The sequence below is a fragment of the Geitlerinema sp. CS-897 genome (genome assembly GCF_028368005.1).
Taxonomy (GTDB): domain Bacteria; phylum Cyanobacteriota; class Cyanobacteriia; order Cyanobacteriales; family Geitlerinemataceae; genus Baaleninema; species Baaleninema simplex.
On sequence record NZ_JAQNCQ010000090.1, the window covers coordinates 1 to 24,618 of the forward strand.

Below are 24,618 nucleotides of genomic sequence, written 5' to 3' on the forward strand. Positions count from 1 at the left end.
CGCCCCGACACTCTTTTCGGCAGTTCCGGCGTTTTCGCAGTCGTGGCAACCAGTTCGCGGGTCGATTCAATACGGGATTAGCGGAATGGCGGCGATCGCTCAAACGGAAACCCCCCTCGACTTTCTCGTCGTTCACGATAACAAACGGGAAGGCGAAGGACGCTTGGCGATCGTGTCGCTGTCCGAAAACGACTGGCCGGTGTACCGACCGCTCGCGTGGCCGTCTGACATCCCGCTTCCGGTAGATTTGGAGGCGTTGTCTGGGATGCCGGGAACGACTCGTTTCGCAGCAGTCGAAAGTGACGGCACGATCTATCCTTTGAGTATTGAGGTCGAAACCGGTCGGGTGTCGGTGTCGAACCGTTTTTCTCTGCCGGAGCTACCCGAGGGCAGTAACGTCGAAGCTTTTGCCCTGCAAACCCTCGAAGGGACGTTGGTGGCGGTGTGGGCTCATCGCGGTGACGGAGAAGATCCCGCCCGATTGTACTGGGCGACGTTCGACCCGCAAACGTACCAGTTCGGCACGGTGGCCGTTCGCGACGTTCGCGTTCCCTATCCGACTGGCTCGGTTCGTCATATTTCAGATTTAAAGCTCGATGAGGCGGGAGTTGTCTATAGTGTGGCGGCGTCGGACGAGGGCAACGACGGACCGTTTGCCTCGGCTGTTTATGCGATCGGTGTTTTCGATGTCGAGGGGGACAACATTGAGTTTCGAGCTACTTCGCCCGTTCCTTTGATGAGTACGGGATACCACAAGGTCGAAGCGATCGCATTGACGAGTGGCGAAAGCGGCGGCTTGCTCTTGGGGACGGATGACGAGTCGTTCGGATCGTTTGTTTGGCGATCGCACGACTTTTGACGTTATAGTATTTTAAAGAACTGTTTTCTGTCCTAATGCTAGAAATAATATCTTGGCTGAGCATTTTTGCGGTCAGCTTATTTGTACTCGTTAAAGCTTCTGACTTTTTTACAGATTCTGCCGAGAAAGTCGGTATATTTTTAAAATTTCCTCCGTTTGTTGTCGGTGTTGCTATTGTTTCGATCGGCACGTCTTTACCGGAACTCATGTCCTCGATCGTGGCTGTCGTTCAGGGATCGTCGGAAATTGTATTCGGAAATGTCGTCGGCTCTAACGTTGCAAATATCTTTTTGATTGTAGGTATTTCAGCTATTATTGCAAAAAAAATACAACTAGAATACGAAATTGCAAGTGTCGATCTTCCTCTTTTTGTGGGATCGGCTTTTTTGCTGTCTCTGATGTTAATTACTGGACAGTTTTCCATCGGAGAAGCTCTACTGTGTATGTTGGCATACGTTGTTTATTTAATGTATACCATGCAGCATTCAGAGCTGGGAAATTTCGATGAAACAACAGGTGAAGTTATAGAAGCCGGGGCGTTTCCAATTAGAGCTTTTATAATATTACTTTTAAGTATCGCGGCGATTTATTTTGGCGCAGAATATACCATCATGTCGATCGTCAAACTTTCAGATCTTCTCAAAGTTGGCAAAGAAATTATTGCGGTCAGCGTGTTGGCGATCGGCACTTCGTTACCAGAACTGATCGTCAGCATCGTTTGCGTTCGTAAAGGAAACGGTGAAATGGCCGTGGGAAACGTAATCGGCTCGAATATTTTTAATGCGTTGATCGTCATGAGCATTCCGAGGCTGTTCGGTGTTCTCGTCATTCCAGAACGCACGCTCCGAGAGGGATTGCTAGAAATGGTGTTCGGGACGATTTTGATGTTTTTTGTCGTCCAAGACAAACAGATTACGCGCTGGGAAGGATATTTATTCTTGATTTTTTACGCTTGGTTTATCGCCCAAATTTTTAATTTGGTTTAAACTCGTGCCGATCGAACATCTCGAGTGGGAACGGGTTAAAATGTCTAGGACTTACGCAATTCAGCGCTAACGACCCTAAATGTAGAGGTCGGTGGGCAGCAATGCCCACTCTACAATATGCTGCTAGACCTTCGATACGACAGGAGGGGAAAAGAACTCGTGCAAAACACGCGATTGAACGGTTTGTTCGATGCCGCTCTCGAACGGTTGCGACAGTGGTTGAGCAATCCTTGGCGACGCATTTCGGTTCTGACGATCGGTTGGTTGTTCGGATTTTTCCTCGGAACGGCTGTTTCGACGATCGCCGGACAACGGGCGTTGCTCGATATCACGGTATCGTTACTGTTATTACTGGGAACTGAAGCGATTAACTGGTTGGTGTACGCCCGTCGGCGATCGACTCCCTCAACGTTGGTCGATACCCTCAGTGCGACGAAAATTGGTTTGGTGTACAGTTTGTTCGTAGAAGCCTTTAAACTCGGCTCGTAAGGAATCGATGCGTTTACCCCTCCCTCAGTTTGGCCGTCGCGGTGGCGATGGCGATCGCTTTTCCGAAGTGATCGAAACGTCTACGACGGAATTTCTCGCTCAGTGTTTGGATTCCGATTCCCTGAAGTTTCCGACGATGCCCCCGTTTGGAAGTTGGGTCAAAGCACAAGACGAAGAGTCGGGAAATACGGTGTATGCGGTGGTATACCACGCCACGACTATGCCGATCGATTCCGTTCACCGAGCGCAGGCGTTGGGGCTATCTCTCGAAGAGTTGCGGGAACAGCAACCCCAAATTTTCGCCATGCTGAAAACGGAGTTTCGGGCGGCGATCGTCGGGTTTACGTCCCCCGAAGAACGTCGAGTTTATCAATATTTACCACCTCGTCCCCCTCAAATTCATCAAGCGGTGTCTTATTGTTCGGACGACGAGGTGATTCGTTTTACAGAGGACTTGGAATTTTTGCGAACGCTGCTTCAGGTTGCGAGCGTTCCCGTGGAATCGTTGGCAGCGGCGGCGGTTCGTCAAGTCTACCGAACTCGAAAAGCCGATCGCGATTGGTTAGTACGAGCCGGACGGACTCTCAGTTGGATTTTGAAAGACGATTACGATCGCCTGCGATCGATCCTCAGTCAAATTCACCCGTAAAAAACCACTTCTTCGGGTCTGCGTCCCCGCCTGCAAAAGAATGTGCAACACTAAGACAGGGACGATCGAACGACGGTGTTATGGCGAAGGTTTACACGACCGAGGAACTGATCGAGATTCTCGCCTCGGAACACCAAGCTTGTCTTCGGGGGCAACGGCTGAATTTGTCGGCAACGCCGTACATCGGGAATACGGCGGTCGATCGCTGGCTGAATCCCGAAGCGATGCAGCGGTTTTCAGCGTATCAGGATTTTAAATCGGCCGTGCATCGCTACCAGCAAGAACATGACGTTTCGGGGGTTGTCTGGCGAACCCTAACCCTCCACGGCGATACGCTCGACTACCCGCAAGTTCACGATCGCCTCATCGCCCTCGATCGCGATTTGAGAACGTTGCATCGCGCCAAACCCGAGATGATGGCTTTTTGGGAACGGGCGACGGCGTCGATGGATTTATACCTCAGCGTCAACCAAGGTAAAGAGTACCAACGCATTTCTTCAGACGACGTTCGCCTCATCGATCGCCGCACAGAATGGGCGAACCTCTGGAAATGGCAAAACGACACCTTTCTCGAAGTCGTCTTACAACTCGGATGGGGACAACCTCACGAAGCCGCCTACCGACGCGGTTCGCTCGTCTCGGGAAGCGAATACGTTCACGGCGTGCGATCGGGACATCGTCCCATCGGTTGACTCGGAATTGTCCTCAAAACACTCTGGTTTCGAGCAAATTGGGGGAATTGAGACCCAATCGTAGCGTAGATAGCATCTCGAGCGGTCAGTTTGCGGCACAATGGCAACCGTGCGGAGCGCGATCCGTTCGGTTCCAGTTTCTGTCGTGCGCGAACTTTGCTGTCTTTAAGAGTCTTTCCCCTTTTTCAGGTTTGGAAAAGGGGATTTTTACCGTCAGCAGCGAAACCGTAAGTGCAGCGATCGGGTTTGAGGGGATAGGGGGGTTGGCGTGGATTTTTTTTTAGAAATCCGTGACAATTTGGGAAGACTATCGGAAAAACTCGTCAGGAACCGGGTTCTGGAGACTCGAACTTTAAACCACTGATGGCAAGCGAACACCATTTCATACTCGAACTCACCACTGTTCTCGGGGCGTCTGCTTTCGGTGGTTACATCGCCAATCGCCTACGTCAACCGGTTCTCCTCGGTTATCTCGCTAGTGGACTCATCGTCGGACCGTTTGGTTTGCAACTCGTCAGCGACACAGCCCAAATTAACGCCCTGGCAGAAATCGGCGTGGCGTTTTTGCTGTTTGCGTTGGGCGTCGAATTTTCTCTAGCCGAACTCAAGCGGGTGAAGGAAATCGCCCTGCAAGGAAGTTTAATGCAAATTGGCTTGACGGTGACGTTGGGGGCGTTGATTTCTCTGGCCTTCGGTTGGGCCGGACATATTACGCAAGGGGTGTTTTTGGGGGAGATTTTATCCCTGTCGTCTACCGCCGTCGTCCTCAAAACGCTGACCGAACGCGGTGAAACCAGTACCCTTCACGGTCAAGTGATGTTGGCGATTTTAATCGTACAGGATCTGGTCTTGGGGTTGATGTTAGCCCTCTTACCCGCCCTCGACGCCCCGGAAAACCTCGTTTCGGCACTGTTGGCGGCGGTGCTGAAAGCAGTATTGTTTTTTACGGCAGCGTTTGCGGTGGGGCGGTGGTTGGTTCCCCACTTGATTCGCTACGTGGCGGCGACGGAAAGTAGCGAACTGTTTTTGTTGACGGCGATCGCCCTTTGTTTGGGGGTGGCGTTGACGACGGCGGCGTTGGGACTCTCCATCGAGATGGGGGCGTTCGTGGCGGGGTTGATGTTGGCAGAACTCGATTACGCCGATCGCGCGTTGTCGAAAGTGTTGCCCCTGCGGGATACCTTTGCCAGTTTGTTTTTTGCCTCGATCGGAATGCTGGTCGATCCGGCGGTGCTGTGGGACAATCTCGGCAGTATTTTAGCGTTAGTTCTGTTGGTGATGGTGGGAAAAGCAGCGATCGTGTTACCGATCGTCCTGCGGTTTCGCTATTCGTTTAAAACTGCTGTTATCGCCGCCTTCGGACTCAACCAAATCGGGGAATTTTCCTTTGTGTTGGCGTTGGAAGGGAAAGAATTCGGACTTCTCAACGCCGAACAGTATTTGTTGTTGTTGGGAACCACGGCGATTACGTTGGTGTTAACGCCGATCGGGATGCGGTGGTCGCCTCGAATTGCCGATCGCCTGGCGAAAATCCCGCTATTTTCTTTATTTTTGCAACGGTTTGGATCGGACCGACAGTTTTTTACCCCGGAAACCATTCGGGATCACGTGGTGGTGGCGGGATACGGACGAGTGGGGCAGGTGTTGGTGAAAATCCTGCGAGAACGGGGCTATCAGGTGTTAGTGATTGAGAATAGCGAAGCGGCGATCGTGAAGTTGCGATCGCAGAAAATTTCCTATATTTTCGGAGACGCCGAGTCGGGATTCATCCTCGAAAAAGCTCATTTAGAAAAAGCCAAAGCTCTCGCGATCGCCCTACCCGATCCCGCCAGTACCCGCTTGCTCCTCAAACGTGCCTTGGAATTCGCCCCGGAACTCGACATTGTGGTGCGTTGTCACAGCAACCAAGAAATCGATTTGTTATCCCAGTTGGGAGCCAAAGAAGTGGTTCAACCGGAGTTCGAGGCGGCGTTGGAAATGGGAGGACATATGTTAACCACATTGGGAGAAAATATGTCCTCGATTCAGCTTTCGATTCGCAAAATTCGCACCGATCGCTATCAGAGTATTCGATCGGACGTGCGCCCTGTCAGCGAACGGGATATCGATACGGCTACCGAACAGCTTCACAGTGAATGGGTGACGATTCCCGAGGCGTCGCCGCTGCATTGGATGACGTTAGCTGCGGCGGATTTACGGAATTTGACTGGGGTTACGGTGATGGCGATCGAGCAGGGAGACGATATGTTTTACTATCCGAAGGGACAGACGACGCTACGAACGGGCGATCGTTTGTTGGTGGTGGGGAAACCGGAGGAAGTGCTGGCGTTTTACGAGGTGCTAGAAGGGCGGCGATCGATCGATGGTGGTTACAACCATTGGGTTACGCTGACGGACACGTCGCCGTTGGTGGGAATGACGCCGAACGAAATTTACAACGACTATCAAACTCAGGTGAAAGCGGTTCGTCGCCACGGGAAGTTATACAGTATTGACGACGATATCGAACTGGAATCGGGAGATTGTTGTTTGTTGAGTGGCGATCCCGAACGGGCGGAGTACGTGGCGGAATTGGCGATGCAGGGTTGAGTGCGATTTGTCCCTTGGATTTGTACGCTAGAAAAGACCGGGAATTGAGGACGAGGCGATGACGGTTCGAGAACCCCGATATAGCAAAGAAGAATTTGCGCGACGTGGCGAACAACTCTACGAGATGCGAGTGCGATCGCAAGTGGAAGCGGGAAATCGCGGAAAAATTGTCGCGATCGATATCGAGACGGGGGCGTTTGAACTGGCGGATACGACGGTCACGGCGATCGATCGACTTTACCGACGATATCCGAACGCTCAGCCTTGGGTGGTTCGCATCGGACATCGTACTGTTTATCGTTTTGGTTGAAATCAACTTCAGAAGCCCCAATGATGTTAGGGTTCGTTAATGAAAATCGCGAAGCGATCGTGCGAATTGCTGTTGGTGGTTTGGATTCTCCAAAGCAAATGGTGGATGCTGTTATCGATACAGGTTTTACAGGTTTTTTATCCTTGCCGCTATCGACAATAAGAGCGATTAATTTACCTTGGAGTTTTCGAGACTACGGGACATTAGCTGATGGCAGTGATGTCATCTTCGATATGTACCTCGCTACCGTCATTTGGAACGGACAAAGCAAAATTGTAGACGTGGCGGCCTCAGAAAGCGATCCATTAGTCGGAATGAGCTTACTCTATGGCTGTAATGTTCAAATTGATGTTGTTGAGGGAGGGACGGTTAGGATTGAATCGCTCAGTTAGGAAGCAGAATTAGCGATGCGGGGTTGAGGGCGATTTGTCCGTTGGAACGGGTACGGTTAAGCGGACGCCAACCCGGTCAATTTACGGGTTTTCGGGGAGTGAAAGGCTAAAACAATGTCGCTTTTCGGAACTCCTTTTTCAAGGAGATCGTTGGCAATTCCCGTTTCAGTGTTGTCCTCTTCAATCCAAATTTTCTGATTTTTGAGGCGAACGCAAATTGCAATCCCTCGAACTCGTTCGTCTCCCACCCAGCCGGTTTGTAGGAGTCTTCGGAGTTTGAGGTGATAAGCGGATTTTATACAGGGTCAAAACCCTTGCTGTAGGGGCGTCATGGCAATGCGCCCCGGTTCGATTTTGTATTATTCATAACAAATTACACCGTAATCTCAGGAGACCCGTTTGTAGCCAAATATAGGTATCGTGTTCTTCGTCAAAGGATAAAACACTATCAACACCGGGTTCGGGAGATTGCAAAACGATGCGATCGTACTCGCGTAAAATTTCTTTGATAAACTCTCGATACTGTTTTAGTCTATCCATTTTGCAGTTGCGATCGTAGGTTGGGTGGAGAAATGGAACGCAGCATTCTCACCGTTTTTACTTCAATTAAACTCTAAATTTCATTCGATCGCTTCCCGAACGTCATCTCACGTCATCTAAAGATAAATCGAGAACCTCAGCAATTTGTTCGGGGGTTAAACCCAGTGAGAAGGTAGGTTGGTTTGAACGCAATAAAAAACAGCCGAGATCGCTTTGGGCTTCGTTCTTCAAATAAACCGACGGTTTTGATTTTTAACTTTCAAGGCTTTCAAAATTGACATTTGTGTAAATATTTTGTAATCTTAGTGTTATGTCGAACGCTCCTAAATTTAAACTATCTTCTTCTAATTCGTAATACGTAATCGACCATTTTCCTTCGTCTCTTTTAACATACTGCTCCACCGAACAGCGATATTGGTCGATAACCAGATATTCCAGAAAGCTGGGGAGCGATCTATAAAAATCAAACTTATCCGTCTTATCGTAAGCCTTCGTGGATTTCGACAACACTTCCACAATTAACGACGGATTTAAAATCGTATCTTGGCGATTTTCATAGTATTCTACATCCTCAGAAACCACCATTATATCGGGATAAGTGAAGAGGTTGTGTTGCGGAATCCACAGGCGAACGTCACCGGAAAAAACTTGTGCGTTTTTACCTTGTAAGCCAAAAAATAAATAGGAAACCAGTGCCACAACGATCGCATTGTGATTCGTCGTTCCCCCAGTCATTTCAATTAACTTTCCATCCCGATATTCATGTTTAATTTCTGAAGATTCTTCAAGATTGAAATAGTCTTCTAGAAAAGTTTTTTGAACTGTCGTATCGAGAGCCATAAACGTTGCTCCAAGGTGTCACCCCAACCAACATTAAACATCGGTCGGTTTACTTGAAATTTTAACATAGACGAAAAATTTCTGAATTTGTCGCTAAAGTTAAGATCCCCGACATCTCTAAGAAACCGGCGATCTTAATTAAAGTTTAAAATCGGAAAAAGTTGAGAAAACTGTGGGATTTATACGATTTCAACTACTCACTCGAGTACAAAAGCTCGTTTCTAATAAATTTACATTTGTGAGATGCCACTTTTTTACTGTAGTTTAGAGTGTTTAAGGACTTTCTGGGGCGTTGTGTTTCGTTCCTAAACTCAACCTACGACTTGGACTTTTCAAACTTAACGTTCGCGTAAATATCTCGCAACGCCAATTCTACATCCACTGAACCTAATTTCAACGCATCATCTTTCGATTCGTAATACGTAATCGACCATTTGCCTTCGTCTCTTTTAACATACTGCTCCACAGAACAGCGATATTGGTCGATAACCAGATATTCCTGAAAGCTGGGGAGCGATCTATAAAAATCAAACTTATCCGTCTTATCGTAAGCCTTCGTGGATTTCGACAACACTTCCACAATTAACGACGGATTTAAAATCGTATCTTTGCAGTTTTCGTAGTATTCCACATCTCCAGAAACCACCATTACATCGGGATAAGTGAAGAGGTTGTGTTGCGGAATCCACAGGCGAACCTCGGTAAAGAAAACGCGATAGGGTTTTCCAACTAACGCCAGTTTGAGGGCGATATAAAGATTTCCTATAATTTCGTTGTGATTGGTCGTCCCTCCCGTCATTTCAATCAACTCTCCATCCTGATATTCATGTTTGATATCCGAAGATTCTTCAAGATTGAAATACTCTTCTAAAGAAGTTTTTTGAACTGCCGTGTCGAGAACCATAAATGTCGCTCCAACGCGCCAACCGAACTGACATTAAACATCGGTCGGTTTATCTGAAATTTTAACACAGACAAAAAATCTCGAACTTCTCGCTAAACTTCAGATCCCCAGCATCTCCAAGATGCCGGGGATCTTATGGATTAAACTCGGGAAAAGTTGGGGAAATTGTGGAATTTAAACGATTTTAGAAACTATTCAGGACGGGCGATAACGACGCCGTAAGCTTTGGGGGAAAGGTAGCGTTGGGCGGCCTGTTGTAAATCTTTGGGCGTTAAACGGCGAACGGTTTCGGGATAGACGATCGCCGGTTCGAGATCGCCAATTAACGCTTGGAAATAGCCGTATAAATTCGCGCGATCGCTCGGACGTTCGTTCCCAAACACAAAGCGGTTCGCGACTTGCGTACGAATGCGATCGATTTCGGAGTCCAACACCGGTTTGGCGTGTAAATCTTCGATGTGACGCACGATCGCCGCTTCGACTTCCTCGAGATTCTCCGTGGGAAGCTGCGCCGAAATCTGGAACACCCCTTGCATCCGATAACTGAGGTTTCCCGCACCGATGCGCGTCACTAACCCCCGTTCTTCCCGTAAATCCCGAATCAGACGCGCCGTGCGTCCTTGACCTAAAATCGTTCCCAAAATGTCGAGGGCGTGCGTTTCGTCGAGTTGGTTCAACCCCGGAACGCGCCACAGGAGACACAATCGCGCCTGTTGCAAACTCGGATCGACGTATTCCCGTCGCGTCACTTCTGCAAACGCGGGTTCTGGAGGAACGTTGTCGAAGGTTCCCAAGCCAGATCCGTCGTGAGACGAAATTTGAAAGAACCCCTCGGCGACGGTGTCGATGAGTCGATCGACGGGGAGGTTTCCCACTGCTACCGCCGTCATCGATCGCGGATGATACCAGGTGTTGTGAAACTCGCGCATTTGTTCGGCGGTGAGGGATTCGATAACCGCCTCCGACCCCAACACGGGGCGACGATAGGGGAGTTCTTCAAACGCGAGAGAGATGGTTTGCTGGAACAGACGGCGACGGGGATTGTCTTCGGCGCGACGAATTTCTTCGAGTACCACGTGACGCTCGCGATCGAACGCGTCGTTAGCAATTTGGGGATTCATCACCACGTCCATCTGTAGCGGTGCGAGATGGGCGAAATCCTGGGGCGCACTGGTGATGTAAAAGTGAGTGTAATCGTGACTGGTAGCGGCGTTCGTCACGGCTCCCCTCGCCTCGATGCGACGCTCGAACTCACCCATTTGCAGGCGATCGCTTCCTTTGAAAATCATGTGTTCGAGGAAGTGCGCCGTTCCCGCGATCGGGTCGGGTTCGACAGCCGCCCCCACGTTCAACCACAGACTCAGGTTGACGGCTTCAACGGGAACTTGTTCTGCGATGACTGTCAAACCCCCCGGAAACGAGCGAATCGTTGGAGCGTTGAGGGCTGCGGTAGACGGACGACTGAGGAGGGTAGAAGTCATGCGCGATTGGGGTTGGGTACTGAAGGGAAAAATTTTTGCAATTTCATCGATCTCAATACAGTCGAGATCGATCGAGTTAAACCTCTGCTACTATCCTAGGTTACAATAACTGTTAAGAAATGTAAATTAAATAAGAATTCCTTAAAAATCGATGACAAATTCTCGCGTCGTCGTCATTGGGGCAGGTATCGGCGGGCTGACCGCGGCCGCCCTACTGGCCAAACGAGGCTATACCGTCTCCGTCTTCGACCTGGCGATCGTTCCGGGCGGTTGCGCCTCCACCTTCAAGCGTCGCGGCTTCACCTTCGACGTGGGAGCGACCCAAGTGGCGGGACTCGAACCCGGCGGAATCCACCACCGCATTTTCCAAGAACTGGACATCGATCTTCCTGAAGCGACCCCCTGCGATCCCGCGTGTGCGGTGTACCTTCCCGGTGAAACCGAACCCGTCAACGTTTGGCGCGATCGCGATCGCTGGCGCGAAGAACGACAGCGACAGTTTCCCGGTAGCGAACCCTTCTGGCGACTCATGGAAAACCTGTTTCGCTGGAGTTGGGCGTTTCAATCCCGCGATCCCGTCCTTCCGCCGCGCAACCTGTGGGATTTAATCCAACTCGTCGGGGCGGTTCGTCCTGCGACCCTCCTGACGCTTCCTTTTACCTTCTCGACAGTCGGAGATGCCTTACGCTGGTTCGGACTCGACGACGATACGCGCTTGCGAACCTTTCTCGACCTGCAACTCAAACTGTATTCCCAAGTCGAAGCTGAAGAAACGGCGTTACTCTACGCCGCCACCGCTCTCGGCGTCTCCCAAACCCCGCAAGGACTGTATCACCTCAAACCGAGTATGCAGGCGTTGAGCGATCGCCTCGTCGAAGCCCTGCAACGTTACGGCGGTTCCTTAGAAATGCGCCATACCGTCGAAGCGATCGCCACCCAACACAACCGCGTAACCGGAGTGCGCGTCCGCAACGCCAAAACTGGAGCAGTTCGCGACGAACCCGCCGATATCGTCATCGGAAACGTCACCGTCGCGAACCTCGTCAAACTCCTCGATCGTCCCCCCTCGATGGAAGGATACCGCCATCGCGTCGAAAAACTTCCCCCCGCTTCCGGTGCTTTCGTCGTCTACCTGGGCGTCAACGCCGACGCCATTCCTCTCAACTGTCCGCCACACTTGCAATTTTTCTACGACGCCAACGGCCCCATCGCCGAAAACAACTCCCTCTTCGTCTCCGTCAGTCGTCCCGGAGACGGACGCGCCCCAGACGGACGCGCCACTATTATCGCCTCCTCCTTTACCGACACGCGAAAGTGGTGGAATTGCAACGATTACGAGGCTCTCAAACAAAAATATACGAACCAAGCGATCGCGCGTCTCGGAGAGTACTTTCACCTCTCTCCCGATACCCTGATTCACGTCGAAGCGGCCACACCGCGCACCTTCCATCACTTCACCGGACGCGAAGCAGGAGTCGTCGGCGGAATCGGACAGCGAATTTCCACCTTCGGACCGTTTGGCTTTGCCAACCGTACCCCCGTCCGCCATCTCTGGCTCGTCGGAGACAGCACCCATCCCGGCGAAGGCACCGCAGGCGTCAGTTATTCTGCATTAACTGTCGTTCGACAGATAGAAGCACTACAAGGACACCTGTAGGATATTGAGATACACCATTTACTCGACCGAACCTTTTATATGACTGTTGCGCGAACCATTTGCCTGGGATTTCTCGGGGTGATTGCCGTCGGAACGCTGTTATTGATGCTTCCGATTTCGGTCGCTGACGGCACGTGGAACGACTTCGTGACGGCGTTGTTTACCGCCACCTCTGCCACCTGTGTTACGGGTTTAATTGTCGTCGATACGGGAAGCTATTACTCCGTTTGGGGGCAGTTGGTCATTTTGCTGTTGATTCAGGTGGGAGGCTTGGGATACATGACCGCCACCACCTTTTTATTGTTGTTGCTCGGGCGAAAATTCCGCGTTCGCTACAAAGTTGCCCTGCAAGAATCTCTCGATTCTGCGGGGTTGTCGAGCGTGTCCCAACTGATTCAATCGGTGGTCGCGATGACGGTGGTTATCGAACTGACAGGCGTGTTTTGTTTGTTAGTAACGTTCGTACCCGATTTTGGATTTCGAGGTGCGATTTGGCAGTCTGTTTTTCACAGCATCAGTGCGTTTAACAATGCTGGATTCAGTTTGTTTTCTGATAGCTTGATGGGTTATGTTTCGTCTCCCTGGATTAATTTCGCGATCGCTGCTTTAATTATCCTCGGGGGGATCGGTTACCAAACAATTATGGAATGCTTTTTCTGGGCAAAAAATTTGTTTTCTAGCAATCCCAAACGATTTCATTTTTCGCTTCATGCTAAAACTGTCGCCAGCACGACTTTATTTTTATTGATTACTGGAATGCTTGTTTTTTTTGCGACCGAGCTTTATAATTCACAGACATTTCAAGGTCTTGCGTTTGGCGATAAAGTGATGGCGGCTTGGTTTCAGTCTGTAACAACGCGAACGGCGGGATTTAATAGCATTGATATCGGTCAAATGACGACGGCGGGATTGTTTTTGACGATCGCGTTGATGTTCGTCGGTGCGAGTCCCGGAAGTACCGGAGGTGGGATTAAAACGACGACGTTTCGCATCCTCGCTAACTGTACGGAATCGGTGTTACAAGGGCGAGAGGACGTGGTTCTCTATCAGCGTAAAGTACCAGTAGAATTAATTCTGAAGGCGATCGCAGTTGTTGTTGGTTCGATCGCGACCGTGGTGTTAGCGACGATGGTGTTAGCCTTTTCAGAGCGCGATTTAGAGTTCGTACAATTGGTATTTGAGGTGGTGTCTGCGTTTGCCACGGTGGGGCTGTCGATGGGGGTTACGGCAAAACTTTCGATGTTTGGAAAGCTCGTCATTACAGCAATTATGTATATCGGACGGGTGGGAATTTTAATTCTGATGGCGGCGATTCTCGGCGATCCGAAACCGAGTTCGATCGATTATCCCGACGAAGATTTGTTAGTTGGATGAATTTAAGAAAATAAAAAGAGTTTGGACGGAATCAAAGAAACAAGTGTTTTTATATTAGGGAATTAGTACCGTTGCCAGATCCCCGGCATCTCCAAGATGCTGGGGATCTAAAAATAACGATCGATATTCCCCGTTCCCTATTCCCTAAAGGTTTACGGTTACGAGTGAGTCTTGTATCCTCAAAATTTGCTTTAATTGGATTCTAGGATTGATTGAGGATGTTTAGCGTGAATTTATCATCGTTCAATTTTTTGAAAAACTGGCAACCGGAAAACGAACAGTTTGCGGTGGTGGGGTTGGGACGGTTCGGACGCGCGGTATGTGCGACGCTGCATAGTTTGCGGTACGAAGTGTTGGCAGTCGATCGCGACGAAAAATTAGTCAACCAGGCGTTAACCGATCGCATCGCCGATCACGTGGTCTGTTTGGATACCACCGAACCCTCGGCGTTGAAAGAAGCGGGACTGTTCGAGTTCGATATTGTCATCGTCGCGATCGGAAACTATCTCGCCGAAAGCATCATTACGACGTTGAACCTCAAAGAAGGCGGCGTCCAGCATATCGTCGCCAAGGCTTCCTCGGAAGTTCACGTGAAGCTGTTGAAGAAAGTCGGGGCCGATCGCGTCGTGTTTCCCGAACGAGAAATGGGATGCGAACTGGCGCGATCGCTCACGCGTCCCCGCATTCTCGATCAGTTCGAACTCGATCCCGACCACAGCATTGTCGAAATTGCCGTTCCCGAGAAGTTCGAGGGCAAAACCCTCGCGGAATTAGATTTACGGAAGTCTTACGGTATCAGCGTTTTAGCCGTTGGAGAACCGAGCAATCTGCACATTAATCCCGCACCGAGCGCTCAACTGAAAAACGGCTTAGTTATGGTGGTTCTCGGCTCGAACCGGGATCTCGATCGCCTCCCTCTCTAGCTGTATCTCGAAAGCAATATCTCTTGGGGTAGATGACAGCTGCGGTGACGCGATGACACAATGAGGACAACAAATTGAAAGCAAAGACATTTTTTGTCAAGTCTTTGCAACATTTTTTTACAGTGTGTTACGCTGAAACCGAAACACACGTTCCCGCAGCCAAACCCTAGGAGGTTCGCTTATGACCGCCGCAACGCCCGCTCCATTCTCTCAAGCCGTGAGCGATCGCGCCCAACTCGGAGACGTTTACGACGCTAGAGACCTAGCCGAAGTCGTGTTTCGCTCCATGCGCGACCTTATGACGACAGACGCCGCCAAGCAGATTGCTGAAGATTTGAACAGTTCGCAAAACGCCGACGCGGAAATGGTGGAATTGTGGAAAGACACGAACCCCATCACCTCCTGGCTGAGTCGCGTTCGTCGCCCTCTGGAGTACGACGGCGAAACTTTCCTATTCCGAGTTGCCCAAGAAGGCGGACTGCCCAAAGACCAAGACGTTACAACGGTGGTCAACGCAGTTTTCGCCGCTCTGAAAGCTCGTTTGTCTGACAGCAGCATCGCCGTAATTACCGAAGCAATGCCCGGCGAAGTCAAACAAATGTGGAAATCTGCTTAAAACTCTGCATAGACCCCTCTAAAACTGGATCTCACAACAAGCAAAGCGACCCCGGTATTTTTGGCGATATCGGGGTTTTTGTCAGTCCAGAGGGGATAAGAGGACGAGGAAAAACTTCACCTCATCACCTGACTGGTGACTTTCAACAGCCTCAGCTCTTCACTGTTGTTTCGTGGAAATCCCCAATCGGACGCCTTCGATGCCTCGCAGACTGTCCATGACGGCGACAACACGGCCGTAATCGACCGCTTCGTCGGCGGCGATCGCCACGATGAGAGATCCGCCGTTGACCTTAGCTGAAACGCGATCGGGCAGTTCTTCCAAGGTAACGGTTTCGCGATCGAACGCTAAATTTCCGTCGGCGTCGATCGCGATAATCGATTGGCGGTTCGTTTGCGATTCGGCATTTTGCGCCTGTGGCAAATTCACGGGCAAGCCTTCAGCACGAGTAAGAAACAAGCTCGCCATAATGAAATAGGTCAAAATGGCGAAAATCATATCGATCGCCGGAACGATATTGACCTGAGCTGGAGGATCGTCGTTTTCAAAAATACGCATAATTTGGGTTGATAGTTGGGTTTTTCGGGAACGGGGAACGGGGACAGGGTTTCAGTCACCAGTCACCAGTTGCCAGTGAAGACAGTGAACAGATAACAGTTTCTCCCCCTCTTCCCCTCTCCCTGGCTCCAAACACTACTGCGACGTACTGACAGCTACGTTCGATCGCCCCTCAGAACCTGATTCGAGGCGGTTGAGACAGAGGAGTTCCAGATAGCTGCCACAGGCTTGGATGGCGGCTAACTGTCGCTTGTAGAAACCACGAAAGATGTTGGCGAAAATCAGAGTGAAGATGGCGACGATCAACCCTGCTGCGGTGGAAATCAACGCTTCGCTAATGCCACCTGTCACCATCATGGCGCTACCGCTTCCGATATCGCCGAGTTGCAACGACGCGAACGATCGAATTAAGCCTAAAATCGTCCCCAACAATCCCAACAGAGGCGACGCGCCAATAATGATATCGAACGCCGTGTTAAACCGCCGCAGTAAGGGAAGTTCTTGCTGAGTCGAGCTTTCGAGCGCTAGACGCACCGCCTCCGGTGAGGGGTTCTGCAGTTCGACGGCTTCGAGGAAAATTCGCGCCATTGGTAAATCGGCGTTTTGCCGCAACCGATGCGCCGCCGTGTAGGGATCGTCGCTGTAACGGTTTAGCGCCTCCCGAATGACCCGGCTTTGGCGGCGGTTGACGCGAGACCAAAACACGACTCGTTCGGCAATCAGCGCGATCGCCACGATCGAAAAAATCAGGAGCGGAATCATGACCAGTCCGCCCGATTGCAAAAGTTCAAACACCAACATGGGACAACACCACAAACCCGCGAGAACGAGGTCGCGATCGCCGAGGCAGCCGCAACTGTCGCACTCATTTTTCAATAATGATTCTCAACAGACTCTAGGCTTAACGAAAACTATTGTCAAGTTTTTTAGATGAATTTTTGAGGATATGTTCCTGAAAAGCCTTTCAGATAAAGATTTCAAAAAAACGATCGTTTGATATTCAGGATTAACTTGCAGTTGACAAGTACGATCGGCTATCGTAAGCTCTGCAATTATCGGGAACAACTTTCAATAAATCGAGAGGGATTCGCTCGCGGCAGCGGTAGCACCATCGCGTCTTTCCCCAGACCTCTTACGAGAACTCGACTCATGGCATCCGTATCCGGTATCGGCTACTCACAGATCGCAACCCAACACCGAGAACGCAACGCTCGCAACGTGAAGCAATTCCTGCTGCGGGGATTTATCGGCTCGACAGTACTTCACGGGATTCTGATGCTGTTGCAGTTGGGGGATTGGTGGGCGACGCCTCTGGAGTTTTCGCAAACGCCCCTCGACGAATCGCTTGAAACTATGCCGATTCAGCTTTTTGTAGAAGCTCCCAAACCGCCGCAACCGGAAGATACCGAACTGGCTGAAACTGCTAGCGAGAGCGGGTCTTCGGGAGGATCGAGTGGAGCGCGATCGCCTTCCGAACCGGCGATGGCCTCGCCATCGAACCCGCCACCCAATGCCATCGCTGCGATCGAAGAACCCATTGTAGCGGAGGTTCCCAAACCGAAGATCGATCGTAAATCGCAACCGCCAGAACCGGAACCGGAGAAACCGGAACCCAAAGTCTCGGAGATGACGCCAAAAGACGAGTGGACGGAAGAACCCGAACCGACAGAACCGGAAAAAGAACCCATCGAACCCGACGATCGAGAGGTGACTGCCGAGAAACCGGAACCGGAAACTCCCGAAACTGAAACCCCAGATACCGAAACCCCAGATACCGGCGATCGCGATGCAACAGAGGACGAGACAGAAACCCCAGACACCGAAAACAGCGAGGGTTTTGGACAGTGGGACGTGACGTCAGATTGGTTCGGAAATCCCAGTGACGGAGAAACCAACGGCGACGAGTCCGCACAACCTAACGGAGATGGTGGAGAAACGAGAAACGAGCGAACCCCAGATACCGGAGAGGGTGACGGAAACGGCGAAGGAGAGGGAACCGGTAACGGAAACGGCGAGGGAAACGGTGACGGCGAGGGAACTGGTAACGGAAGTGGAAGTCGTACCGTCGCCTGTCGCAACTGTCCCCGTCCAGAATATCCCCGCAGTGCCTTAAACGAAGGTGCAGAGGGAACTGTCAGCGTCAGCGTAGACGTAGACGATCGCGGAAATATCGTCAACGTGCGATTGGTAGGATCGAGTGGAAACGCCGATCTCGATCGCGCGGTTCTCGACGACGTGCGCGATCGCTGGCGGTTCCAATCCCTCGAGGGTGGGGCGAACGATGTAGTCGTTGAAGTGGAAATGGCGATCGAAGGCTCAGAACGGGCGCGAAACGCTCGGGAACGGGGCGAACGGCGATCGGTGGAAATTCCATCTTCAACGCCAAACGAGACAGCCAACGAGACACCTGCGTCTAATCCATCATCTGAAGACGGAGCGATCGACGATAAAACGTCTCCAACTTCAACGCCAACTCCCGTTGAAGAGACGGCCGAAACCGAGTCGGACGTTGCGCCCAAACCCACGCCGACACCAGAGTCAGCGATCCCCGAAACAGAAACGGAGTCAGAACCGATTCCCGAATCCACACCGACGCCGATGGACGAAACCCCAGCATCGGACGTTGAAGAAATGCCTCCTCCGGTAGAACCCCCCGTGGAAGAATCCACGCCACCTGTAGAAGAGTACGCACCCAAACCGCCAGTTGAAGAATACACACCGCCCCCAGTTCCCGTGGAAACGTATACCCCAGCCCCGCCACCTGTAGAGACATACACGCCACCGCCATCGGACAGCAAAGTTCCGGTCAAAAAGTGACAGCCCTGACTCCCGTAACGCATCACGTTACCCTGGCAGCAACCCGTCTTCCACAGGTCGATCTTTGTCGCTTGTCTCAGGCACGGACTTACGGGTACCGTGAACGTTGAAGGAAACAGCTTCCCCGAGCTGCCGATCTATCTGCGGCAAGAGTCCAAGCTCTACTTTGAAGTTAGCCTGTCTGTTCGATATGGTCGGGCGGGTCGTTGACCCTCTCGATTATACCTTGCCGCTCGGCTATCCCGGCCGCCGCTGACCTTCATCTGCAGCACGGGGCTTCTCGCCGAGGAAGCTAAGTTTTCTGCACCACTAACGCCGATCGCCTGTCTTCATGGGGATTCGTTCGTATTTGGAGAGCAAGCGATCGAGGCTGGCGTGTGACAACCGTAATTCAAACGCGTTACCATATTGCAGAGCGATGGAGTGCGATCGCCAGAATCCCTCACATTTCGCTAATCTCCAAACGTTTCTCAACTTGAACCATGTCTGTCGAGCGACTGTCGATCGAAGTGACGAACCGATGTAGCAAGCACTGTCATTTTTGCTACAACAGCAGTCATGGAGAGGGTGAAACGAGGTGGACACCCGACGAACTCGTCTCGTTTGTCGCCGACTGTGCGCGATCGGGAACGCAAGCGGTGTCCTTCGGAGGTGGAGAACCCCTCGAATATCCCAGTTTGTTTGAGGTTTTAGAGAGGTTGCGAGGTTCGATTTTTCGATCGATAACCAGTAACGGGTTACTGTTGCGCGATCGCACTTTAGAAGATTTGGTCGCGGTTCGTCCCGATAAAGTTCACCTCTCGATTCACTTTCCCGAAAAGTCTACAGAGGTCGATCGCGCGATCGATCGAGTCAAACAGTTGGAAGCGTTGGGGATTCGCAGCGGCGTCAACTTACTCGTGGCTAAATCTAATATAACAGCGGCGATACAAGCGGCTCGTAAACTCAGAGATGTGGGAATTGGGAGCGATCGGATTATTTATTTACCCATGCGGAAAGCCGACACTCCGAGTCCGAAAGAAGTCGCGCGAGTTGCAGAAACTCAACCGTTTCAATCGATGACTTGTTTGATGAGTTGTCATCGCAGTTCCCGTTTTTGTGCGATTTCTTGGGATAAAAAAGTGGGTTGGTGTTCTTATACAACTGCACGTCGTCCTTTACCCTCACTCACGGCTCGCGGACTCGAAACAGCACTTGAAAATTTGCCGCTTGTCTTTTGTGGATAAAAAGAGATAAAAAGTATAAATATTAGGACTTATGCACGGCAACGTCAACCACACTAAATGTAGAGATCGGTGGGCAATGCCCACCCTATAAATGGTATAAATGTGTAATTTTTGAATATAAAGAGCGATCGAAATTTAAATTTGGCGAAAAGGATGAAGAGAATGAAAGATTTTCCAGCCGCGCACAGCATGGATACAACCTGGTTTGCAGTGGATGCAGACGGACATATTGGTTGCTTTGACTCAGGAGAAGGGGGAGCTGTTCCTATAACCCATCATAAAACAATACAACAGACTCGAATTGATGGCATTCGAGAGTTTCTATCAGAGTGGAAACGTCATACATCTTTAAGCTATTTTAATCTAAAAACTTCACAGGAGGTCATCGCTGACATCTTTGAGATTTCTACAATTGTAGAAACGATCGAGAATTCTGAAAATATTATAAAAGCAAAATTTAAATTATTTTCTCGAAAAGAAAATAAAGATCGCGAAGATATCATCAATTTTCTACTGTTTGAAGAACTTGACTGTGAAGTGGATTATTGTATATTTGAACTCAATTCAAAAGAAACGAATCGAAATTTTTTAGAGATCGTGTATTCTGGAGCTGTAGACGAGCCAGCTATTCATTTTGATAAAATCGATCGAAATGTATTTGCTTTAGATCGAGAGATTGTTGAGCGGAATGCTACTACTTTAAAAAATCTTGCACTTCAAGTGAAATCATAGGAATGCAAACAATTAACTATATGTTAATTCCTGATAACAATTTTCATATTTTTGGACTATTTGTATATGTTCAAGATAGTCCGATCCCACTTCCATATAAAAAAATAACAGAACCAAAAACTCCACTGCATCTTGACGATCTTCCTGAAGCTTTACAAGATGCGATTAGTTGGACTTGGTTCGATCGCCTTCGTTTTTCCGACACTCCACTCTTACAACCTATCGAACATATGCCTTGTGCAACTTGGTATAACGATGGATGGTGGGTAGATACAGAAGGGAACGAGCATGAAGGACATCCTTACGATCGCACGTAATCCCACATAAAAAAAGTTGCACTGGCTACAGCAAACTACACTTGCGCCGCAACGCTTTTTGTAACAAACGCTGGTATTCCTGCTCGCTAACCGTGTAAGCTCCAAAACGGGCTAAATGAGGATTGTTGAGTTGCGCGTCGAACACCACAAACTTTCGTTCTTTGAGCCGTTCGACGAGTTTCACCATCGCCACTTTCGAGCCTTCAGGAATGCGATAAAACATCGACTCGCCAATAAACGCGCCCCCGATGGTAATCCCTAAAATACCACCTGCGAGGCGATCGCCTTCCCAAGTCTCGAAACTGTGAGCCCATCCCGCTTTGTTGAGAGCCAGGTAAATTTGCTTGAGTTGCGGAGAAATCCAGGTCGTCTCGCGATCGGCGCAACCTTCCACAACAGCAGGAAAATCGCGATCGACCGCCACGCGAAAGCGATTTTGATTGAGAACGCGACGTAACGACTTAGGGTGGCGAAAGCGATCGTCGAGGGGAACTAACGCACGTTCGCGACTGCTGTACCATCCGAGATCTGATAACGTGCCACTGTGACTGTCGTTAGCCATTAAAAAATATCCCTGTGCGTATCCAGAGATAATCGAAGAAATGTCGAAGTCCATAGCACTCGAACGGGTCGGGGGGACGGTCGGGTGTCTTCAGAGAGCCAGAAAAAACGAGATACAATGTCTGCAACTTGTCCGTCTACCGACTGAGAGCGTCGCCGACGGATGCAAACTCATTAAACACACCCTTAACCAACCCAAGTATATTAAGGATTAGCACTCGTGTCTGACTCTAACGCACCCCAACCGATTCCACCTGTCACCCTACCTCCAGCTCAAAATCCCAAACAGGAAGGTGAATGGCTCAAACACGCCTTGCATCAATGGCTCAACGAGGAATTTCTTCCCGAACCCGTTAACGAAGATATCGCCGATCGCGCCGCGAACGTCTTCGTCAGACAGCGCATGGAGGGAGAAAACGATGTGGGATCTCTCGTTTTGGCGATCGTGACAGAGATGCAATCGTTTGATTTTTCAGAAAGCTTTTACGGTGAGTTCGCCGTAGCGAACGCAGTGAGCGATCTCCTCCTCGATAGTTTGGGAATCGAACGCTGCTGCGGACAAGGTTGAGAAGAGAAGGAGGGGGAGAGGGGGAGAGGGGGAGAGAGGGAGAGAGGGAGAGAGGGAGAGAGGGAGAGGGGGAGATCTCTCCACTCTTCACGGTGAATCTACCAGCTCGATTTCACGACGCCGGGAAGTAAGCCTTCGTGCGCCATTTCCCGTAACTGGTTCCGACACAACCCGAAATCACGATAGTAACCTCTGGGACGACCCGTCGCCCAGCAGCGGTTGTGAACCCGCGTTCTGGAGCTGTCGCGGGGGAGGCGTTGCAACTTGCGGTGGATTTCCATTTTTGCCGCTTGGTTGGTCGCCGTGCGGAACTGTTCTTTCAGTTCGGCTCGTTTGTCTGCGTATTTTTCAACTAATTTTTTGCGCTTTTTGTGGCGCTCGATCGCACTTCTTTTAGCCATGAGCGAATTTGCCTATTCTCGCTTGCAAGATACCAAACTACTATTATATGCGATCGCCCCAGTCAGTGAAAAGGGGGAACGTTGTTTTTTTTTCGATCGAGCCTCGGTCACGACCTTCTCGGTTTGGGTCGGTGCGTGACGCGGTAATGCGACATCGATCTAACAACGGGCAACATTTTCCGGCCGCGTCACACACCCTACCACTCTTCCCTCTGCACTCTTCCCTGAATTACCACCACCAGCCGAAATCGCTGCTGTAAAAGTGCAGACGTCCAAAGCCGAGAAATTGACCGTAGGCTTTGTCGCCAGCGGGATAGGCGGTGACGCCAAACAGGTACACGCCGGAAAAGGAGGGATTGCGAACCGGACGTAAGGCGACGGTGACGGTGATTCCGGGTTCGACTGGGGGATCGAAGGTGACGGTAACGGTTTGGGTGTCTTCGTCGTGGGTGACGTTTCCGAGAGAAAGGGGATCGCCCCGATCGCGCCGCCTTCCTTCAAAGCTATAGGTATCCTCGAGGCGGTATCTCATGTACGGTGCGGGTCGTTCGTGTTGGGCGATCGCCACTTGTTGAAGCGGTTCTCCAGCGTCTTCGGGTAGGTCGAGGGTGAAGAAATAGGTGGCGTTCCAACTGCGAACGCGATCGAAGGTGGTACTAGCTCCGACGAGAGACGGAGGGCGATCGAAATAAACCGTTCCGTCAGCGACTTGGACGGCTTGGACGACGGGGGAGGCGACAGCAGCGATCGCGACGACTCCCAATCCCCGGACAATGGAACGTATCATGTTTCGAGAGTCTCCCAAACACGAGTTTTTAGCCAAATCAAACGAAATCAAACAGTTCCCGTTCGAGCCATTGCATTTCGCGACGGGTCAAAATGGCATCGAAGCGATAGACGCGATCGCCTGTCACCAGGGAAAACTGGGTAAGGCGTCCTCGTTCGTCTTGAAGGTCGGGATATTTCCAAGATCCGGTCACGCGGATTAGATTTGCAGTTGTCCCTTGATATTTGCGCGAATTGAGAAATCCCGATACGGATAAGTCAAACCGCCGGGAATCGATATCTAAGCGGACGTGGTTTCCGCGCAAGGCGTGGGTCTTTTGAAATATGACCCAGAAGAACGACCACAATGGCAACAACAAGCCACTCAGTATGATGAGGAGCGCCAACCCCGGACCGATGCCATCCGAGATTGAAGCGACGATGACGAGAATCAAGAAAAAGAGCGAGAGCAACGACATGCCGAAACCGGAAATGGCAGTGACGGTGGCTAGGGCGATCGAGGTGAGTTTCCAAGGACGGGCGAAGATTTCGACGGTAAGACTGTCTCGGCGGCGACAAACGACGATGCGATCGCTGTTGGGAATTAGTCCCCGATTCGTTTGTTTAATGGCTCGGGGCGATCGCAAGTTTGCTAAAGCAATTGCAGCCGATTGACAGCGATCTTCGATCGCCGGTTCGAGTAAGCTATCCAACCAATCGGTGAACTGCGGTGATAAGTTTGTCGCCGACCGAAAGTCAATTTTGAGACGTTTTTGCGGTAACTCATCTGGGGATTTCCCAGTGAGGAGGTACACCAGCGTCGCCCCCAAAGCATACAAATCCGAAGCACAATGGGTTTCGCTGCGAAACTGTTCCGGGGGCATATATCCCAAGGTTCCCACGAACGTCGCCCCTTTACTGACAGTGTAACGATAGACATCTTGTACTGCTCCAAAATCCACCAGAAAAATACGTCCGTCCGGTTGGCGAATGAGGTTTTGAGGTTTGATATCGCGGTGAATGACGGGAGGAACGCGACGGTGGAGGTAATCGAGAATCTCGAGAACTTGTTCGGCGATCGCTTTGACGCTAGATTCGGTGGGTTTCCAGCCTTTTTGTCCCAACTCATAAAGCGATCGCCCCGAAACGAGTTCTTGCACTAAATAAAAACGGCGATCGCTCTGGCTGTCGAGATCGAAATAATCGAGATATTTGGGAATTGCGGGATGGCTGAGTTGTTGGAGAATGCGACTTTCTCGCTCAAAGAGTTCGAGGACTTTCCAATCCCCCATCTGACGCAGCGAGAGGACTTTTATCGCCACGAGTCGATAGTTGGTGAGGTCTTCGGCTTCGTAGGTGACGCTGGTTCCGC

The 24,618-nt window shown here is 50.6% G+C and carries 28 protein-coding genes; 17 read left to right on the forward strand and 11 right to left on the reverse strand.

The window, feature by feature from the left end; all coding sequences use genetic code 11:
• From POG22_RS04950 to POG22_RS04985, 8 genes are all read left to right on the forward strand, one after another.
• On the forward strand, positions 1-859 hold an 859-nt coding region (locus POG22_RS04950; RefSeq protein WP_498903947.1), incomplete at its 5' end, for a hypothetical protein.
• A 35-nt stretch (positions 860-894) separates the two neighbouring features.
• Positions 895-1,845, forward strand: coding sequence for a sodium:calcium antiporter (locus POG22_RS04955; RefSeq protein WP_498903949.1), 951 nt, complete (start codon positions 895-897; stop codon positions 1,843-1,845).
• A gap of 159 nt (positions 1,846-2,004) precedes the next feature.
• On the forward strand, positions 2,005-2,334 hold the full coding sequence (locus POG22_RS04960; protein WP_498903951.1) for a DUF565 domain-containing protein: 330 nt from the start codon (positions 2,005-2,007) through the stop codon (positions 2,332-2,334).
• 7 nt (positions 2,335-2,341) lie between these two features.
• Complete coding sequence (locus tag POG22_RS04965; RefSeq protein WP_498903953.1) at positions 2,342-2,983, forward strand: HAS-barrel domain-containing protein; 642 nt, start codon at positions 2,342-2,344, stop codon at positions 2,981-2,983.
• Between the two features lie 80 nt (positions 2,984-3,063).
• Complete coding sequence (locus POG22_RS04970; RefSeq protein WP_498903954.1) at positions 3,064-3,675, forward strand: hypothetical protein; 612 nt, start codon at positions 3,064-3,066, stop codon at positions 3,673-3,675.
• A 363-nt stretch (positions 3,676-4,038) separates the two neighbouring features.
• On the forward strand, positions 4,039-6,264 hold the full coding sequence (locus POG22_RS04975; RefSeq protein ID WP_498903956.1) for a monovalent cation:proton antiporter family protein: 2,226 nt from the start codon (positions 4,039-4,041) through the stop codon (positions 6,262-6,264).
• A gap of 58 nt (positions 6,265-6,322) precedes the next feature.
• On the forward strand, positions 6,323-6,574 hold the full coding sequence (locus POG22_RS04980) for a hypothetical protein (RefSeq protein WP_017661598.1): 252 nt from the start codon (positions 6,323-6,325) through the stop codon (positions 6,572-6,574).
• A gap of 20 nt (positions 6,575-6,594) precedes the next feature.
• On the forward strand, positions 6,595-6,966 hold the full coding sequence (locus POG22_RS04985) for a clan AA aspartic protease (RefSeq protein ID WP_428011576.1): 372 nt from the start codon (positions 6,595-6,597) through the stop codon (positions 6,964-6,966).
• Between the two features lie 56 nt (positions 6,967-7,022).
• Here POG22_RS04985 and POG22_RS04990 read toward each other — a convergent pair whose 3' ends face one another.
• From POG22_RS04990 to POG22_RS05010, 5 genes are all read right to left on the reverse strand, one after another.
• Positions 7,023-7,214 (reverse strand): element excision factor XisI family protein, encoded by a 192-nt coding sequence (locus POG22_RS04990; RefSeq protein WP_498903957.1) that lies wholly within the window; start codon positions 7,212-7,214, stop codon positions 7,023-7,025.
• A 115-nt stretch (positions 7,215-7,329) separates the two neighbouring features.
• Positions 7,330-7,506, reverse strand: a complete 177-nt coding sequence (locus POG22_RS04995; protein ID WP_498903958.1) for an element excision factor XisI family protein — start codon at positions 7,504-7,506, stop codon at positions 7,330-7,332.
• A 252-nt stretch (positions 7,507-7,758) separates the two neighbouring features.
• On the reverse strand, positions 7,759-8,346 hold the full coding sequence (locus tag POG22_RS05000) for a Uma2 family endonuclease (protein WP_498903960.1): 588 nt from the start codon (positions 8,344-8,346) through the stop codon (positions 7,759-7,761).
• A gap of 316 nt (positions 8,347-8,662) precedes the next feature.
• Positions 8,663-9,250: a Uma2 family endonuclease gene (locus POG22_RS05005; RefSeq protein WP_498903961.1), complete on the reverse strand. Its 588-nt coding sequence runs from the start codon at positions 9,248-9,250 to the stop codon at positions 8,663-8,665.
• A 191-nt stretch (positions 9,251-9,441) separates the two neighbouring features.
• The gene (locus tag POG22_RS05010) at positions 9,442-10,731 is read right to left on the reverse strand and encodes a M16 family metallopeptidase (protein WP_498903963.1); all 1,290 of its coding nucleotides are present in this window, start codon (positions 10,729-10,731) and stop codon (positions 9,442-9,444) included.
• Between the two features lie 151 nt (positions 10,732-10,882).
• Here POG22_RS05010 and crtD point away from each other — a divergent pair, with 151 nt between their 5' ends.
• From crtD to POG22_RS05030, 4 genes are all read left to right on the forward strand, one after another.
• The gene (gene crtD, locus POG22_RS05015; RefSeq protein WP_498903965.1) at positions 10,883-12,388 is read left to right on the forward strand and encodes a C-3',4' desaturase CrtD; all 1,506 of its coding nucleotides are present in this window, start codon (positions 10,883-10,885) and stop codon (positions 12,386-12,388) included.
• 39 nt (positions 12,389-12,427) lie between these two features.
• Positions 12,428-13,762, forward strand: a complete 1,335-nt coding sequence (locus POG22_RS05020) for a TrkH family potassium uptake protein (RefSeq protein ID WP_498903967.1) — start codon at positions 12,428-12,430, stop codon at positions 13,760-13,762.
• 227 nt (positions 13,763-13,989) lie between these two features.
• On the forward strand, positions 13,990-14,685 hold the full coding sequence (locus POG22_RS05025; RefSeq protein ID WP_498903968.1) for a potassium channel family protein: 696 nt from the start codon (positions 13,990-13,992) through the stop codon (positions 14,683-14,685).
• Between the two features lie 181 nt (positions 14,686-14,866).
• The gene (locus POG22_RS05030) at positions 14,867-15,301 is read left to right on the forward strand and encodes a DUF2267 domain-containing protein (RefSeq protein WP_498903969.1); all 435 of its coding nucleotides are present in this window, start codon (positions 14,867-14,869) and stop codon (positions 15,299-15,301) included.
• Positions 15,302-15,460: 159 nt separating this feature from the next.
• Here the strand turns inward: POG22_RS05030 and POG22_RS05035 are convergent, their stop codons facing one another.
• Both POG22_RS05035 and POG22_RS05040 read right to left on the reverse strand, forming a co-directional pair.
• Complete coding sequence (locus POG22_RS05035; protein WP_498903971.1) at positions 15,461-15,859, reverse strand: ExbD/TolR family protein; 399 nt, start codon at positions 15,857-15,859, stop codon at positions 15,461-15,463.
• Positions 15,860-15,994: 135 nt separating this feature from the next.
• On the reverse strand, positions 15,995-16,660 hold the full coding sequence (locus POG22_RS05040) for a MotA/TolQ/ExbB proton channel family protein (protein WP_498903983.1): 666 nt from the start codon (positions 16,658-16,660) through the stop codon (positions 15,995-15,997).
• Positions 16,661-17,008: 348 nt separating this feature from the next.
• Here POG22_RS05040 and POG22_RS05045 point away from each other — a divergent pair, with 348 nt between their 5' ends.
• From POG22_RS05045 to POG22_RS05060, 4 genes are all read left to right on the forward strand, one after another.
• Positions 17,009-18,676 carry an energy transducer TonB gene (locus POG22_RS05045; protein WP_498903972.1) on the forward strand — a complete coding sequence of 556 codons (1,668 nt, stop codon included), beginning with the start codon at positions 17,009-17,011 and terminating at the stop codon, positions 18,674-18,676.
• 482 nt (positions 18,677-19,158) lie between these two features.
• On the forward strand, positions 19,159-19,902 hold the full coding sequence (locus tag POG22_RS05050) for a radical SAM protein (protein ID WP_498903974.1): 744 nt from the start codon (positions 19,159-19,161) through the stop codon (positions 19,900-19,902).
• 162 nt (positions 19,903-20,064) lie between these two features.
• Positions 20,065-20,634: a hypothetical protein gene (locus tag POG22_RS05055; RefSeq protein ID WP_498903975.1), complete on the forward strand. Its 570-nt coding sequence runs from the start codon at positions 20,065-20,067 to the stop codon at positions 20,632-20,634.
• Between the two features lie 2 nt (positions 20,635-20,636).
• On the forward strand, positions 20,637-20,951 hold the full coding sequence (locus POG22_RS05060) for a hypothetical protein (protein WP_498903977.1): 315 nt from the start codon (positions 20,637-20,639) through the stop codon (positions 20,949-20,951).
• A gap of 25 nt (positions 20,952-20,976) precedes the next feature.
• Here POG22_RS05060 and aat read toward each other — a convergent pair whose 3' ends face one another.
• The gene (gene aat / locus POG22_RS05065; RefSeq protein ID WP_017663412.1) at positions 20,977-21,567 is read right to left on the reverse strand and encodes a leucyl/phenylalanyl-tRNA--protein transferase; all 591 of its coding nucleotides are present in this window, start codon (positions 21,565-21,567) and stop codon (positions 20,977-20,979) included.
• Positions 21,568-21,732: 165 nt separating this feature from the next.
• Here aat and POG22_RS05070 point away from each other — a divergent pair, with 165 nt between their 5' ends.
• The gene (locus tag POG22_RS05070; protein WP_017663411.1) at positions 21,733-22,080 is read left to right on the forward strand and encodes a DUF8822 family protein; all 348 of its coding nucleotides are present in this window, start codon (positions 21,733-21,735) and stop codon (positions 22,078-22,080) included.
• A 98-nt stretch (positions 22,081-22,178) separates the two neighbouring features.
• Here the strand turns inward: POG22_RS05070 and rpsN are convergent, their stop codons facing one another.
• The 3 genes from rpsN to POG22_RS05085 form a co-directional block, all read right to left on the reverse strand.
• A complete protein-coding gene (gene rpsN, locus POG22_RS05075; protein WP_017663410.1) occupies positions 22,179-22,481 on the reverse strand; it encodes a 30S ribosomal protein S14 in 303 nt (100 codons plus the stop codon).
• 229 nt (positions 22,482-22,710) lie between these two features.
• Positions 22,711-23,268, reverse strand: a complete 558-nt coding sequence (locus tag POG22_RS05080; RefSeq protein WP_498903980.1) for a DUF2808 domain-containing protein — start codon at positions 23,266-23,268, stop codon at positions 22,711-22,713.
• A gap of 37 nt (positions 23,269-23,305) precedes the next feature.
• On the reverse strand, positions 23,306-24,618 hold a 1,313-nt coding region (locus tag POG22_RS05085; protein ID WP_498903982.1), incomplete at its 5' end, for a serine/threonine protein kinase.

Excerpts from the sequence above, each read along its gene's own strand:
- POG22_RS04955 (WP_498903949.1), top strand. The coding sequence starts at position 895 with ATGCTAGAAATAATATCTTGGCTGAGCATTTTTGCGGTCAGCTTATTT.
- POG22_RS04965 (WP_498903953.1), top strand. The coding sequence starts at position 2,342 with ATGCGTTTACCCCTCCCTCAGTTTGGCCGTCGCGGTGGCGATGGCGAT.
- POG22_RS04970 (WP_498903954.1), top strand. The coding sequence starts at position 3,064 with ATGGCGAAGGTTTACACGACCGAGGAACTGATCGAGATTCTCGCCTCG.
- POG22_RS04975 (WP_498903956.1), top strand. The coding sequence starts at position 4,039 with ATGGCAAGCGAACACCATTTCATACTCGAACTCACCACTGTTCTCGGG.
- POG22_RS04980 (WP_017661598.1), top strand. The coding sequence starts at position 6,323 with ATGACGGTTCGAGAACCCCGATATAGCAAAGAAGAATTTGCGCGACGT.
- POG22_RS04985 (WP_428011576.1), top strand. The coding sequence starts at position 6,595 with ATGATGTTAGGGTTCGTTAATGAAAATCGCGAAGCGATCGTGCGAATT.
- POG22_RS04995 (WP_498903958.1), bottom strand. The coding sequence starts at position 7,506 with ATGGATAGACTAAAACAGTATCGAGAGTTTATCAAAGAAATTTTACGC.
- POG22_RS05000 (WP_498903960.1), bottom strand. The coding sequence starts at position 8,346 with ATGGCTCTCGATACGACAGTTCAAAAAACTTTTCTAGAAGACTATTTC.
- POG22_RS05005 (WP_498903961.1), bottom strand. The coding sequence starts at position 9,250 with ATGGTTCTCGACACGGCAGTTCAAAAAACTTCTTTAGAAGAGTATTTC.
- POG22_RS05010 (WP_498903963.1), bottom strand. The coding sequence starts at position 10,731 with ATGACTTCTACCCTCCTCAGTCGTCCGTCTACCGCAGCCCTCAACGCT.
- crtD (WP_498903965.1), top strand. The coding sequence starts at position 10,883 with ATGACAAATTCTCGCGTCGTCGTCATTGGGGCAGGTATCGGCGGGCTG.
- POG22_RS05020 (WP_498903967.1), top strand. The coding sequence starts at position 12,428 with ATGACTGTTGCGCGAACCATTTGCCTGGGATTTCTCGGGGTGATTGCC.
- POG22_RS05030 (WP_498903969.1), top strand. The coding sequence starts at position 14,867 with ATGACCGCCGCAACGCCCGCTCCATTCTCTCAAGCCGTGAGCGATCGC.
- POG22_RS05035 (WP_498903971.1), bottom strand. The coding sequence starts at position 15,859 with ATGCGTATTTTTGAAAACGACGATCCTCCAGCTCAGGTCAATATCGTT.
- POG22_RS05040 (WP_498903983.1), bottom strand. The coding sequence starts at position 16,660 with ATGTTGGTGTTTGAACTTTTGCAATCGGGCGGACTGGTCATGATTCCG.
- POG22_RS05045 (WP_498903972.1), top strand. The coding sequence starts at position 17,009 with ATGGCATCCGTATCCGGTATCGGCTACTCACAGATCGCAACCCAACAC.
- POG22_RS05050 (WP_498903974.1), top strand. The coding sequence starts at position 19,159 with ATGTCTGTCGAGCGACTGTCGATCGAAGTGACGAACCGATGTAGCAAG.
- POG22_RS05055 (WP_498903975.1), top strand. The coding sequence starts at position 20,065 with ATGAAAGATTTTCCAGCCGCGCACAGCATGGATACAACCTGGTTTGCA.
- POG22_RS05060 (WP_498903977.1), top strand. The coding sequence starts at position 20,637 with ATGCAAACAATTAACTATATGTTAATTCCTGATAACAATTTTCATATT.
- aat (WP_017663412.1), bottom strand. The coding sequence starts at position 21,567 with ATGGACTTCGACATTTCTTCGATTATCTCTGGATACGCACAGGGATAT.
- rpsN (WP_017663410.1), bottom strand. The coding sequence starts at position 22,481 with ATGGCTAAAAGAAGTGCGATCGAGCGCCACAAAAAGCGCAAAAAATTA.
- POG22_RS05080 (WP_498903980.1), bottom strand. The coding sequence starts at position 23,268 with ATGATACGTTCCATTGTCCGGGGATTGGGAGTCGTCGCGATCGCTGCT.